Origin of the sequence: Rhodococcoides fascians A25f (assembly GCF_000760935.2) — a bacterium.
Lineage (GTDB): Bacteria > Actinomycetota > Actinomycetes > Mycobacteriales > Mycobacteriaceae > Rhodococcoides.
Genome location: NZ_CP049744.1, coordinates 4,162,893 through 4,175,428, shown reverse-complemented (window position 1 = coordinate 4,175,428; position 12,536 = coordinate 4,162,893). Strand labels below are relative to the sequence as shown.

At 61.7% G+C, this 12,536-nt stretch carries 12 protein-coding genes and 2 pseudogenes; 5 read left to right on the top strand and 9 right to left on the bottom strand.

Translation table 11 applies throughout. The features are described 5' to 3' along the window. Positions 1 to 14 precede the first annotated feature (14 nt). A complete protein-coding gene (locus tag BH93_RS19485; protein WP_037176245.1) occupies positions 15 to 218 on the bottom strand; it encodes a DUF5708 family protein in 204 nt (67 codons plus the stop codon). A gap of 1,083 nt (positions 219 to 1,301) precedes the next feature. Here BH93_RS19485 and BH93_RS19480 point away from each other — a divergent pair. Together BH93_RS19480 and BH93_RS19475 are read left to right on the top strand one after the other, a co-directional pair. Next, positions 1,302 to 1,955 (top strand): hypothetical protein, encoded by a 654-nt coding sequence (locus BH93_RS19480; RefSeq protein ID WP_052065618.1) that lies wholly within the window; start codon positions 1,302 to 1,304, stop codon positions 1,953 to 1,955. Then, the gene (locus tag BH93_RS19475; RefSeq protein ID WP_037176250.1) at positions 1,955 to 3,151 is read left to right on the top strand and encodes a PrsW family intramembrane metalloprotease; all 1,197 of its coding nucleotides are present in this window, start codon (positions 1,955 to 1,957) and stop codon (positions 3,149 to 3,151) included. The genes BH93_RS19480 and BH93_RS19475 overlap by 1 nt, the downstream gene beginning before the upstream one ends. 811 nt (positions 3,152 to 3,962) lie before the next feature. Here the strand turns inward: BH93_RS19475 and BH93_RS19470 are convergent. From BH93_RS19470 to BH93_RS19460, 3 genes and pseudogenes are all read right to left on the bottom strand, one after another. Next, on the bottom strand, positions 3,963 to 4,259 hold the full coding sequence (locus tag BH93_RS19470) for a CoA transferase (protein ID WP_037176252.1): 297 nt from the start codon (positions 4,257 to 4,259) through the stop codon (positions 3,963 to 3,965). After that, positions 4,256 to 4,477: pseudogene (locus BH93_RS19465) on the bottom strand (acetyl-CoA C-acyltransferase); the annotation flags it as partial. The pseudogene BH93_RS19465 and the gene BH93_RS19470, both read right to left, overlap by 4 nt. 191 nt (positions 4,478 to 4,668) lie before the next feature. Then, positions 4,669 to 5,070: a GlcG/HbpS family heme-binding protein gene (locus BH93_RS19460; protein ID WP_037176253.1), complete on the bottom strand. Its 402-nt coding sequence runs from the start codon at positions 5,068 to 5,070 to the stop codon at positions 4,669 to 4,671. Between the two features lie 648 nt (positions 5,071 to 5,718). Here BH93_RS19460 and BH93_RS19455 point away from each other — a divergent pair. Then, a pseudogene (locus BH93_RS19455) lies at positions 5,719 to 6,014 on the top strand (putative quinol monooxygenase). Between the two features lie 230 nt (positions 6,015 to 6,244). Here BH93_RS19455 and BH93_RS19450 read toward each other — a convergent pair. From BH93_RS19450 to BH93_RS19435, 4 genes are all read right to left on the bottom strand, one after another. After that, positions 6,245 to 7,345 (bottom strand): hypothetical protein, encoded by a 1,101-nt coding sequence (locus tag BH93_RS19450; RefSeq protein ID WP_037176255.1) that lies wholly within the window; start codon positions 7,343 to 7,345, stop codon positions 6,245 to 6,247. 149 nt (positions 7,346 to 7,494) lie between these two features. Next, complete coding sequence (locus tag BH93_RS19445; RefSeq protein WP_155291073.1) at positions 7,495 to 7,734, bottom strand: thioesterase family protein; 240 nt, start codon at positions 7,732 to 7,734, stop codon at positions 7,495 to 7,497. 334 nt (positions 7,735 to 8,068) lie between these two features. Beyond that, positions 8,069 to 8,926, bottom strand: coding sequence for an alpha/beta fold hydrolase (locus tag BH93_RS19440; protein WP_032394898.1), 858 nt, complete (start codon positions 8,924 to 8,926; stop codon positions 8,069 to 8,071). Continuing rightward, positions 8,923 to 9,942 carry an NADP-dependent oxidoreductase gene (locus BH93_RS19435; protein WP_037176259.1) on the bottom strand — a complete coding sequence of 340 codons (1,020 nt, stop codon included), beginning with the start codon at positions 9,940 to 9,942 and terminating at the stop codon, positions 8,923 to 8,925. Before BH93_RS19435 ends, BH93_RS19440 begins: the two co-directional genes overlap by 4 nt. Positions 9,943 to 10,095: 153 nt before the next feature. Between BH93_RS19435 and BH93_RS19430 the strand changes: the two genes are divergently transcribed. Together BH93_RS19430 and BH93_RS19425 are read left to right on the top strand one after the other, a co-directional pair. Next, entirely contained in the window at positions 10,096 to 10,698 is a 603-nt protein-coding gene (locus tag BH93_RS19430) for a TetR/AcrR family transcriptional regulator (protein ID WP_037176260.1), read from the top strand. A 121-nt stretch (positions 10,699 to 10,819) separates the two neighbouring features. Continuing rightward, entirely contained in the window at positions 10,820 to 11,116 is a 297-nt protein-coding gene (locus BH93_RS19425) for a putative quinol monooxygenase (protein WP_371828363.1), read from the top strand. 355 nt (positions 11,117 to 11,471) lie between these two features. Here the strand turns inward: BH93_RS19425 and BH93_RS19420 are convergent, their stop codons facing one another. Further along, a complete protein-coding gene (locus BH93_RS19420; RefSeq protein WP_052065621.1) occupies positions 11,472 to 12,512 on the bottom strand; it encodes an ABC transporter substrate-binding protein in 1,041 nt (346 codons plus the stop codon). Positions 12,513 to 12,536: the final 24 nt, after the last annotated feature.

Below are 12,536 nucleotides of genomic sequence, written 5' to 3'. Positions count from 1 at the left end.
AAGTCGAGCTTCCTTCATCTGCCGTGCTGTCGTCGTCTGGATCCGAGCCGCGACCAACCGGTCACGGCGACCTCGATTGCGCCGAGCGCCGCGATCACGACACCGGCCTGACGAAGCCCAACGATGGGTGTCTCTACGTCACGGAAAGCGAAGAACAGCACTAAACCTCCCACGATCATGACTGCTCCGACGGCTAGTGACGCAGTGTGCTTGCCCATGACTTGCTCCTTCCCTGTACGAACGTATTGTACGAATGTACAGTCAGTTTAGGGCGGCAGTCAACAGCTCGGCCGGACGGCTGAGCCCAGAGTGAGTGGCACACCTCGGCGTCGACGCCCCCCGCGTGAACGGAGGCGCTCGAGCGACCGGATCAAATCGAACTCCCCTGTCGAACAACGCTTTCTAGCGTCCACTGGTAACCCTCCACATCGGAACTCGCCCTATTCCCGCGGGCATCGTGGCCTCAACAGCAGCTGCCGAACTCCGATCGGGCAATCGGCTTCGCCGACGACACGAGAACGAATCCCCGTGGCAAGGCATCGACCTGATGGCGTGTTGCCGAGACTTGAGAAGCTTGCGTGCTCGTATCACCGTCCGTGGAGGCGATGACGATGAACAGCGAACGGGGATCGTCGGGTAGTCGAACCACGGGGTCGGCCGTCCAGGGACCTTCGGGCGCAGCCAGGGATACTTGAACGGACCCCGATTGCGGCTTCGATGCGTGCAGCTCACCAAGGGTTGTGTTCTGCTGGTCCTGGGCATCTCGCAGCAAGCAATTGTGTCACAGGAACTCCTTAGCTCTTGGCGTTGGTCATGGCGTCACGCGTACCTCAGTGCCGGGACAGTTCGACAACGGTCGCCGAACGAAGCCACTTCGGGGGAGGTGTACGCGTTGTTTTCGTTGCGCCGCAAACTGATAGGCCCGACGCAGTACCTCTGCGACGATCAGATTCGGAGGTGGCTTGACGGGTCGCCGTTGCACAGATAAAAAGACCGAAACCGGATTCTCAGCGATCGAACCGGGGGATCACTCGATCACGGGCGCGAATACGGGACGTTGTGCCGGTAACGACGATGCCAAAGCTGTTACGGACCGCGCAATCTCGCTGGAAATCGACTTTCGTCACCCCACGGAAAGATTGTCCGTTGGCCGAATTGTTCGACAGTGCTGAAGCATTCGCCTACTTGACTATGGTCCTGGCATCAACTCCGCCAGGATTTGTTCGACCGTCGATGACTCCACAAACTGGTTCATGATCTGAAATAGTGATGGCTATCATCCAGTACGAGGAAGGTCCACTTTGACCGTTGACACGGACGACAAACCGCGGCAGCACAGGGCGCATCGGCACCGCCCGCCCGTCGACCATCGATTCCTGGGCTTCGACACGCGCGTATTCCCGTACGCACTGGTCATTCTCACTGTGTGGCTGGTGTGGGCCGTCATCGTCCCGGCCGTCGACTCGGCAGTATCGAGTGAAAATCCCACGGTTGCAGGAGACAGAATCTCCGTCACCGAGACCTTGTCTTTCGTCCCGGCGGCCGACTGGAACATCGATTCGGGCTTCCGAGTCGGTGAGCGCGGTGCCGACCCGACTTCGTTCCCGTCAGTCGGATTGACCCGCAGCAGCGTGAATTTCTCGGTCGTAGCCGACTCGTTCGACGGAACGCCGGACGAACTATTGACGCAGATCGACGCGGTCAGCGCAGGCGAAACCGGCAGCTCGTTCCTTGCGATCTCGGGGGCGCGGCGCAACGTCGTCACCGACGGTGGGCTCACAGGTGTACAGGTCGATTTCAACACTCCGACCTCTGCCGGGTCGGTCACCACCTTCGTCGTCGACGGCACCGGAATACGAGTACAGATCGTGGGTCCGCCCGACCAGATCGCCAATCGGAGTCAAGAATTGCAGGACATGCTGTCCAGCATCGCAACCACCGAAGGGCAGGCGTGATGAGCACCGACCTCGTCGATGTACGTGCGGCGGCACTGGAGAAGACCGCGTGGGGCGAAAGGTTCGATCTCTTCCAGCCACGCAACATCGTGTTCTGGATGTTTGTGTGGCTGTGCGGAACGGGTGTCGTCAAGGCATGGCAGATGCTCTCGCCGCTCTCCGGATACTTCGGACGTGCGCTGCTCATCGCCAACATCATCGGTGTGATCAGCGCGGTGATCTGGGGTTGGTGGTTCCGTCACGTCGACCGGTACGAACGCCAACCCGTCAAGCTTGCGCTCACCGGATTCGTTTGGGGCGCAACAGCAGCAACGTTCGCCATCGCGGTACAGGCCAACGACGCGCTCGGCTCGTTGTATGCCAAGTGGTTCGGTCAGGTATGGGCGCAGGACTGGCATGCCGGACTGTCGGCACCGCTCGTCGAGGAAACCGCCAAGGGCGTCGGGATCGTCGTCCTGATCGCGCTCGCGCCGAGGTTGGTTCGCACACCGACCGATGGTCTGCTGCTCGGTGCATTCATCGGCCTGGGATTTCAGACCAGCGAGGATCTGTTGTACTCGATCTCGGGCGCGACACAGGGATTCGGCTCGCATCAAACCGACGGCCTCGTCGGGTCCATCGCAACTCGCACCTTCTCGGACATCGTCTCGCACCCGCTGTTCACTGCATTGTTCTGTGCAGGGGTCATCTATCTACTGGGCAGTCCAGCTCAACCGAGGCGAATCGGGCGCGGCATAGCTCTGATCGTTGCTCCGATCGTCGTTCACGCTGTGTGGGATTCGATGACGGCGCTCGCCGGCGGCACTGCTGTCGTCGTCGTTGTGCTCATGGTGGGAGATTTCCTCTTCGCTGTCACTGCGTTGTGGATCGCTTTCGTCTGGGCCCATCCGCGGGAGGCGCACTTCGTGCGCGATGTTCTCGGTCCGGAAGTCGACGCAGGAGTTCTCACCGATGACGAAGTGACAGCAGCGGGAGGCTGGCGGCAACAGCGTCAGTACGTGAAAGCAGGCACCGATCGAGCAGATAAGAAGAAGCGACGTCACCTCGTTCGCGCCGCACTCGATCTCTGTGCGGATCTCGCGGTCAGCAAAGGTCTCGACAGTGACAGAGTCGTTCATTCACGGGCCGAGATCGCGCGCCTGCGCGAGGGCACCAAGGCGGACCCGCTGACCTCGGATCGACTCGCGTCGAACTGATTGGCCCAGGCGGGGACCGCATCGCGGTCGGTACGCCGTCGACCAGGTGCTCACGCCGGCCGACAGTGCGGACAGTGATTCAGTCAACCGACATTGACGGTGTGATAACTGCCGTTTCCGCGCGATGTCGTCGGCGGCATCGCGCCTGTTGTTGGCAAGTCGGCGATTATTCGCTTCCGTCAACATCATTGCCGGATGGCTAACACCTCGCCTGAAGCAGTATTTGTCCGACAAGCCGTAGGGCCAATGCAGTGGGGTTCGCCGTTGCACGTTTCGACTGACTCGAAGGTGATATTGGTTCGCGACGAATACGTCTCGTTTTACGAGTCCTCATGTAGCGTCGGTGCGCCAGGACGCTGTCCGTCCACCCGATACCGTGGCTGTCCGACACCGATCAGGACTGTCCGGTGTCGGAGAACCGGCGGCAGTTCGGTGTCACGAGAGTGTCACAAGTCGGTACGATCGACGATGGACTCGTCCGGACGACAATGCACGAAAAGCGTTGCAAATAAACAAATATCGAGTCCAGTCTGGTTCAGGTGAATCCACTTCTAGGGACTTAAAATCCGCACAGTGTTGGTTCGAGTCCGACTGGGGGCACCAGAGTCCATATGGATCCAGATTTCTGGACCAGGACAGCGCTTTTCGGGTGGTAGCGTGGTCTTCGGCGGTCTACCACGTATTTGATTGGACAACCGAGACAGCGGATTTGAGATCCGCGGTAATCGACATTCCCGCAGGCCAATAATTTCGTTTCCGCAGTTCAGGGGCTTAGAGCTCTGTGGCGTTCGTTCTCGGTGTCACAACGTTGTCACAATTGCCGCGTGAGCATCCAGATGGTTGTGAGTCGACGTGCGTGGACTTGCCAGCCCTTCAATTCGTTCACATTCGGATCGCTACATGCCGACGATGCCCTCGAACGCCGCGACTCGGCGATTCTGATGACCTCGGCACCGACGTCGGCGACCAACCTGCTCGCGAACGGGGCGGCGATGAAGCTTTCGAGCCCGATGACGCGGACACCGTGCAGCGGGGCCTTGTTCGTCGATATCCGTGACGGTGGATCGCTCGGTGTCGAGGGTGGTGTGAGCTGGTCTGCCCCGGTCAATCACGAGCGGCGTTGCCGCTGCGCAGAATCAACGCGTTCCCCTGGCCGCCGCCGCAAAGAGCCGCTGCGCCCACACCTCCACCACGCCGCTTCATCGAATGCGCAAGCGAGAGCGCGAGCCGGGCACCGGACGTTCCGACCGGGTGGCCCAAGGCAATAGCTCCGCCGTGGATGTTGACCTTCGTGGTGTCTAGGCGGAGGATGATGATTGAGGCAAGGGCACCCCTGTGCAGTGGGAGAAGTGCTCACCCGTCCGCCAACTGAACCCACAACCGAGACGTCCAGTCGCGCACTGTTGCTAAGGGCTTTACACCGAACTTCGACGCGTCCGCGCCGACGCGCGAACGTTCGTGAACTGTGCTGTGGGTCTAGTCGTACCGTCATACGCACCGGGCGCGTAGTGGTGGGTCTAGATCGCGACGAGACCTGCTTCGGCGACAGCCTGGTCCTGCTCGCCGGATCCGCCGCTGACTCCGAGTCCTCCGATGACGACGCCGTCGTGTTCGAGCGGGACGCCGCCAGCGAAGATGGCGACTTTGCCTCCGTTGGTGGTGTAGATGCCGAAGAACTGTTGCGTCGGCTGCGAATTGTCTCCGAGCTCCTTGGTCTGGATGTCGAATGCCCTCGATGTCCAGGCTTTACTGATCGAAATATCGATGCTTCCGATCCAGGCACCGTCTTGGCGGACGTGGCAGATGAGGTTGCCGCCGGCATCGACGACCGCGATGTTCATGGGCTGGCCGATCTCGTCGGCCTTCTTCTCAGCTGCGGCGATGATCGTGCGGGCAGCTGCGAGGGTGAGGGCAGACATTTCGATCTCCTTCTTTTGGTTTGAGTTTGACGTCTCGCGGCTCGTGCGTCGCGTTGGGTGCGCCGATCTGCGTCCGGCCGATCGGTCACTCCTTCGGGGGCCGACCGATATTTCTGGATAATGTTGCACAGCAACAGGTATCGAAGGAGTTCGGCCTGCAGCACGAGTAGATCGTCGACCCCTGAGCCAACGACACCGGTGCGACATTCGGGCGAGTGTGCCTACCCCTCGTCTGCGCACCGGCCTCATGCGAATACCACGTTGCGCTCATGCCAGTACTGCAGCGTTGCGCACTCGCTTTCGTCGATACCGGCCTGGCACCGCATGCCCGGTCGGTTCCGGCCCGGCGAACACAGGCGCGTGCATGTGATCGATCGAATGAATCGTACGGCTGCGCCTGACGCGACAGTGTACAAATGTTGAGAACCCAAATCGTTGGCACAACACCATTTTTCGCGTCACAGTCTGGCGACAGCGGATACGCATTCCAGGTGTGTCCATTACCTACACCATGAAGTGTGCGCTCCCGGCTCCGAAATTACCAGGGGCAAAACGAGATTGCATGTCCGTACTCGCCGGGCGGCCATTCCTTTGCCGGTGATCGGTTAGATGCTCGATCACGTCCACCCCCTCAACGGGAGATCCGACATGGTTACCAAAGCGCCGCTGGTACAACTCGAAGCCAAGCCCGGCAAGGAAGACGCAGTCGAGGATTCCTCCGATCAGCGCTGCCCCTCGTCGAACGGGAGCCTGGCACGAGGCCGTGGTTGGCGGTACGGTTCGGTCCTTCGACGTTCGGCATCATCGACGCGTTCCCCGATCAGGGCGCCCGTGAGACGCACCTCGGTGGGCCAGTCGGCACGGCGCTCGGCGAACGCACCGACGAACTTCTCGCTGTGCCAACAGAAATCAGCTACCTCGACGTCTTGGCCGAGAAGCTCTGAGGCAGCGACCGATAACAACGCACGCGCACATTCGACAATTGCCGAGTTCGTGCATTCGCATAGCCGGACACTCGAGTACCGTGAATCTGGCGGACGTGGCGCGCAACGGTTCATCCGTCCACCGGGGCTCTACCGGTGTCGCGCTCGCGAGCGCTGGTGGGTCGGGCGGACCGTGAATCGTGTGTGCGGATCGTCGTGGTCGTCAGCTGTAGTCGCCGATTGGACTGTCCTTACGCCTTTCGAGAGCGATTCTGTGTCTGATCGATGCGCTGTCGTTGCCGGATCCCGTAGGCGGCGTCGGTGACGGCGGTGTCGTCCTCGAGTCCTGAACCGAGTGCACCGCCGATGGTGGCGATCGATGCCAGCAGCCAGGCGAGCGTGAGGTAGTCGGAGAAGCTGACCGCATGTCCGAGCGTGCTGGACAGCAGCGGAGGGGGCAACGCAATGGATGCGGTGAGCAGAAGCAACCCGAACAAGGCGACGTGCAGAACGAGGACACCGATGACCAGGGTGACGACGGTGGCGGTGTTGTACAGCACGGACCGCTCGCGCGCGTCCGGCGACGTCGGCCGCTCCCACAACTGGTGATCGAGGACCAGCCACAGAACCATGGCCGTGATCGACAGCAACGTTGCTGCGCTCATGCGCCACGGACCCATCGTGTCGGCGAACAGCCAGATCGTGTTCGTCGCCAAGGCGAACGCACCGGTGGCGAATGCGCCGACGAGAACTTTCGACAGCCCGGTGACCAGTCGCCACGGCCGGTTCGCACGCACCATCCCCGACAGCAACCGCAGCCGTCGCAGACCCCGGGGAGCGAAATATCGCGTACCGCTGTCGATCTGCTGGGAGGGAAACCGCCGCTGCGCACCGGCCGGCGCGAGTGTCGGTTCACCGAGGACGAACGCGATCGCGAGTTCGGCGACGGCACGCACCCGGTCCTCGATGCGAATCCCGCCGACGGCGGCGATGGAGACGAGCGCGAACAGATGTGCGGCGCTGACGTCGGCGACCACCGGCACGGTGTCCTCACGCCGCGGTAGATCAGTGAGGTAGACGACGACATCGTCGTTCTCCGAAGACGGTTCGACTGCGTCGATGGCGTCTGCGAAGTTGGCCTGCTCATCGGAGAGGTACGGCTCGCTGCGCACGGACACAGTCCATCGGCGCTCGTTGCGGTCTCGGTGTCGCAGGCGTTCCGGTAGGTTTTTTGCGAGCTTGTGAGCGAGAGCAGTGGGTTTGCCGGGGTCGGCGATCAGCAGGACCGAGACCGCCTCGGCAATTTCAGGTGGTCCTGCTCGTGGCCCTTGATCGTGTTCGTTACCCGACATCGTGTGAGCGTACGCGCGTCTACCGGCTGAGGGTGCGGAACTGCAGCAGGCGGCATGCAGAGCTCGCGGGACACTGCCGTGTCCATGAATTCAATTGTTGCTTAGTGGGATTGGAGACGGTATCGGCGCATCCGGTATCGACTGGATATCTACGTGCAGCGCGGCTTACTGGTCATCTTGATGCCACACCACCGCCACAGATCCGTCCGCGTCAGGTACGAGATGCGGGCGGCGTCGAGAATCGACAGGTACCGCCCATTCGTCGTGTGCATCAGCATGTCGAGGTCGCCCGGCAGAACCCGAAATGTCGCGTCGATCGAATCCAAGACGAGCGCCGGCTCGCGGGAGCGCGACACCGGGATCATCGCCCGCACCCATCGCAGCGCCATCAGCACCTCGATCTCCCGTCGTCTTCGCTCACCCAGACTTTCGATGTCGTGTTCATCGTGGAGGACATGGACCGACGGCGACAGGGTCAACAAGACGCGTGAGAGGTGCGACCGGTCTGCACGGCGCGCACGTGCACTGGCGAGTCAGGGCATGCCGCGTTGGGCTCTGCGAGCGAGACGAACGCAGACACCTTCCACTTCACTGTGTGCAACGCAGACCGCAACCTCGAACCAAGCCTTCTCGCACCTTCGATACTGGATTCAGGCAGGACTTTCTGTGCAGTGCGGAGGGACGGGATGGTGACGCGGCAAGACTTCGGTGCGTGAGAAACGGTCAGCGATTGAGGAATTCGACCACACGGGGTGCGAACTGCTCGTGGAACTGAAAGATGCCGCCGTGTCCGGAGTCTGGGTAGATGACGAGTTCGCTGCCGGCGATGCGTCGGTGCATGTCTTCGGACAGGACGCTGGGCACCATACGGTCGTTGTCTCCGTTGGCAATCAACGTCGGTTGGGTGATCTTGGACAGATCGGACGGTGCCGACCGACCGTATTTCTTGATCGCGGACAGTTGCGTGCGAAACGCCGAGATGCTGACGTCCTTGTCGCGGTTGTGGGTGCGCTCTTTCAAGCGTTCGACGAAAGCCTTGCCCGCGCGCTTGCCGGTTGCGTTGCGGTTGAAGAAGAGAAATTCTTTCGGGTCCGAACGGGACAGTGTTGCGCGCAGGATGTCCCAATAGGTGACGCCGGCGACCTTGTCGATGTGCTGTCCACCACGGGGTCCGGTTCCGGTGAGGACGAGTTTGCGGACGAGTTCGGGGTGCTTGACGGTGAGGTCCTGGGCGATCATTCCGCCGAGTGAGAAGGAGAAGATGTCGACGGTGTCGAATCCGAGTGCACGTATGAAGGTGTAGGCGTCGTCGGCGGCCTCCTCGATGGTGCTGGGGACCCTGCCGGAGGATGCACCGACGCCGGTGTTGTCGAAGGCTATGACGTGTCGATCCTGAGCGATGGGATCGACGATGCGCGGATCCCAGTTGTCGAGGTTTGCGGCGAGATGGACGAAGAACACGACGGGGATGCCGCCCGTCGGTCCGAGTTCTCGGTACGAGTAGGTGGTGCCGCCGGCGGTGACCGAACGGACAGGAGCGTGCGCGTAGGACCTGATGATCGAGGTGTTGTCGTTGCTCATTGGTCGTTGGCTTTCTGGTTGTGGGGGAGGGTGACGACGGTTTTGCCGCGGACGCCGCCCCGGCCGAGTGACTGCAGGGCCTCCTGCGTCTCCTCGAAGGGGTAGGTGGCTCCGACGACGGGGCGGATGGTGCCGTCGTCGACCAGTGCTGCGATACGGCGGAGCTGTTCGCCGTCGGAGTGCATGAACATGAATTGGTAGTCCACGCCCAGCTTCCGGGCCTGTCTGCGGATCTTCCGGCTCAACGCTGTGATGGCCAGTCGTAGAACGGGATTGAGGCCGGCGTTGCGGGCGAAATCGGGATCGGGAGGGCCGGTGATGCCGATGGCCTTGCCGCCGGGCTTCAGGACGCGTAGGGACTTCTCGAGGTTGTCACCGCTGAGACTGTCGATGACGAGGTCGTATCCGGAGATCTGGGTTTCGAAATCCTGGGTGCGGTAGTCGATCACGAGGTCTGCGCCGAGGTCGCGCAGGAAGTCGGCGTTCGACGCGCTGGCGGTCGTGGCAACGGTCGCCCCGAGGTGCTTGGCCAGCTGAATCGCGATGGTGCCGACTCCGCCGGAGCCGGCGTGGACGAGGACTTTCTGGCCTGGTTGAACGTTGCCGTTCTCGACGAGAGCCTGCCAGGCGGTGAGAGCGACGAGTGGGAGTGAGCCGGCTTCGGCGGTGGTCACCGTCGTGGGGCGCAGCGAGATGTCCGTTTCCGCGATGGCGACTCGTTCGGCCAGCGTGCCGACGTGGTCGGTGCCGACCCGCGAATAGATCTCGTCGCCCGCGGCGACACTGCGCACTTTCGCTCCGACCTTCAGGACGGTGCCGGCGACGTCGTATCCGAGTGTGCGCGGAAGCGAATACGGCAGGATCTGTTTGAACTCGCCCAGACGGATCTTCTCGTCGAGTTGGTTCAGTCCGACGGCCTCGACGCGGACGCGGACTTCCTTCTCGCCGATGGTCGGCTCTGCGACGTCGCGCAATTCGAGGGGTTGCTTGTACTTGGTGAGAACGAACGCTTTCATGATCGACTTCCTGGTCCGATTCCGCCGTTCGCGCCGGTCACGAATACGACTGAGTTGGAGAGTGTTGGCATGCTGTGTGCGTGAGTGAGTGCGCAACAATACTGACTATACTCATAACTGAGTGTAATCATAAATATTCCCGAAAGGTCGACGATGTCCAGTCCCCACCGCGAGCCCGTGAGCCGACGAGAGCGAAACAAGCAGGACAAGCTCGCCCGCATCACGGCGGCGGCGAGCGAACTGTTTCTCGAGCGCGGGGTCGACGAGGTGACCACGCAGCAGATCGCCGAGAAGGCGGACATCGGAACCGGGACGTTGTTCCTGTATGCGAAGACGAAGGGCGAACTACTGCTGCTCGTGCAGAACTCGACCTACGGTGAAGCTCTCGAGCGAGGCCGGGCGGCGGTGCCAGCCATCGAGGACACGCTCGATGCTGTGATGGCTATCGTGCGGCCCGTCGTCGAGTGCAATCGGAAGCAGGTCGACAACGGGCGAACATATTTGCGCGAGATCGTGTTCGGTGATCCGGAGGAGCCGCATCACGCTGTCGCTCTGGGGCTGATCGCGGAGACGGAGGGCGAGATAGCCTCGATCCTGACGCGCGGCGGCACCGTCGACCCACAACGGGCGGCTCTGACAGCCCACGTCGTGTCCGCCATCATGTTCGTCGCCATGGCCGCGACGATCAACGTCGACAAGTCGATCGAGGACGTGGTAGCCGAGATCGAGGCCCAGGTCGCTGTGCTCCTGACCTGAGCAACCCGTCCGCGGCGATTTCGTCTGTATCGGTGAACATTTGACCTGTGCTTACCGAGACCAGTCGCACAGCCCTGCGGACACGGCTGTGCAGGCCGCGATCCGGCGGTGACTTATCGGCGTGGACATTGTCCGTATCCACATGATCATCGTTGCCGGATACCTCACCGTGAACCCGACCGACCGCCAGCACTTTCTCGACGACTGCGCCGAGGTGGTCCGCCTCGCTCGCGCCGCCCCCGGGTGCATCGACTTCGCACTCGGGGCGGACCTCGTCGAACCAGCTCGAATCAACGTGTACGAACGCTGGACGACCGAGCAGCAGATGCACGACTTTCGCGGATCCGGTCCGGACCCCGAGCAGACCGCCGCGATCATCGCCGCCGACGTTCGCGAGTTCACGGTACTCGACGCATAGCTCGCTCCAGCCGGCTTCGAGTCACTCGGCTACCGGACGATCCATGCTTCCGACGTCGAAGAGAATGTAACTGGGCCAACGCAACCAAACAACGAAAACTGCTGCAGCACACAATATGCAGACGTCTACGTGACATTATCCGTCGTATCGGCAGTCTCCTCTAGTTGGTCGTGCGTACTCGCCTCCAGGATTTGATGACGGTGCGGAAACTGAGGCTCGAATTGCCCGGATCTACCGTGTGGTTATCGATGATGCGGACCGATCGAGCACATGGAGTCCGGATGACCGACTCCTGGATGGCTGGGCCTTCCGAACCGCGAGGCCAGTCAGGCATTGTCTGCTGAGTTGGGGCTTCTCATAGGAGGATTCGTCGGAGATCGTCGATGACGGCGTTGGCACCGGTCAGGTTGTAGCCGTCGAACCAGGGTGCCGAGTCGACTTTGTATGCCTGGTTGGCTTTTACGGCAGACAAGCTCGACCATAATGGGCTCGAGACGAGCGCCTGTTCGACTGCGGTGCCTGCATCTGCTTGGCCACCGGCGCCGACGTAGTAGATGATGACGTCACCGTCGATGAGCGGAAGATTCTCTGCACTGACTGCGGTGTTGACTTTGCTGGGGTCGGCTCCGGGCACGGTGTTGGCTGTCGGGGTGACCCCTGCCCCGGAGAGAATGTCGGCGTACAGGAATGTCGTCGACGCGGTAAGGGTGTTGTACGAGCGGACGTCGCCCGATGTGTCCGACACCCGCACTACCGATAGGCGGAGTCCGTTTGGCCAGGTCTGCTCGATGTCGGATCGGAGGGCGGCGATGCGGTCGTCGAGGCCGGTGAAGTTCTGCGTGGCCTGCAGACCGAGACCGACGGAGTCGGCGACATCGATGTATTGGTCTCGCCAATAGCCGAAAGGGATGAGCACGGTGGGGGCGATGCTGGTCAGTTCGCTGTAGTATTCCTCGCCGATCGGCTGGCGGCCGACGATCAGGTCCGGTGCAGCCAGTGCGATCGCTTCCAATTGCATGTCGCCGAGTGCGGTGACGCCGATGGAAACTAGCTCCTGCGATGCGATGCTGACGAGTGTGCGCAGGCCACCGCCCAGTGTTCCTGTCGCGACGACCGGGGCTCCGAGTTCGTCGAGTGTCTGCAATCCGACGTATGCGTCCAGGCTTACCACTCGCTTCGGGGTAGCCGGGATTTCCACTGGACCCATTGGCGTTTCGATTGTGCGAGTGAAGTTTTGTGTGTTGTCGCCGGAGTCGTCGTTCGGGGAGGAGCATCCAGCACCGAAGAGGGCGGCGATGGACAAACCAGCGGCGGCACCGAAGTGGCGGCGTGAGAGATCATCGGTGAGAACACCGTCGCCGGCGGCGGGGCGGTCGAGGATGCTCGAAGAGGTCATGCGGGTTCCTTACTTGGAGGTTGA

Coding starts and splice junctions, on each gene's coding strand:
- BH93_RS19485 (WP_037176245.1), bottom strand. CDS start 218: ATGGGCAAGCACACTGCGTCACTAGCCGTCGGAGCAGTCATGATCGTG.
- BH93_RS19475 (WP_037176250.1), top strand. CDS start 1,955: ATGAGCACCGACCTCGTCGATGTACGTGCGGCGGCACTGGAGAAGACC.
- BH93_RS19460 (WP_037176253.1), bottom strand. CDS start 5,070: ATGTCTGCCCTCACCCTCGCAGCTGCCCGCACGATCATCGCCGCAGCT.
- BH93_RS19450 (WP_037176255.1), bottom strand. CDS start 7,345: ATGTCGGGTAACGAACACGATCAAGGGCCACGAGCAGGACCACCTGAA.
- BH93_RS19445 (WP_155291073.1), bottom strand. CDS start 7,734: ATGGCGCTGCGATGGGTGCGGGCGATGATCCCGGTGTCGCGCTCCCGC.
- BH93_RS19440 (WP_032394898.1), bottom strand. CDS start 8,926: ATGAGCAACGACAACACCTCGATCATCAGGTCCTACGCGCACGCTCCT.
- BH93_RS19435 (WP_037176259.1), bottom strand. CDS start 9,942: ATGAAAGCGTTCGTTCTCACCAAGTACAAGCAACCCCTCGAATTGCGC.
- BH93_RS19430 (WP_037176260.1), top strand. CDS start 10,096: ATGTCCAGTCCCCACCGCGAGCCCGTGAGCCGACGAGAGCGAAACAAG.
- BH93_RS19420 (WP_052065621.1), bottom strand. CDS start 12,512: ATGACCTCTTCGAGCATCCTCGACCGCCCCGCCGCCGGCGACGGTGTT.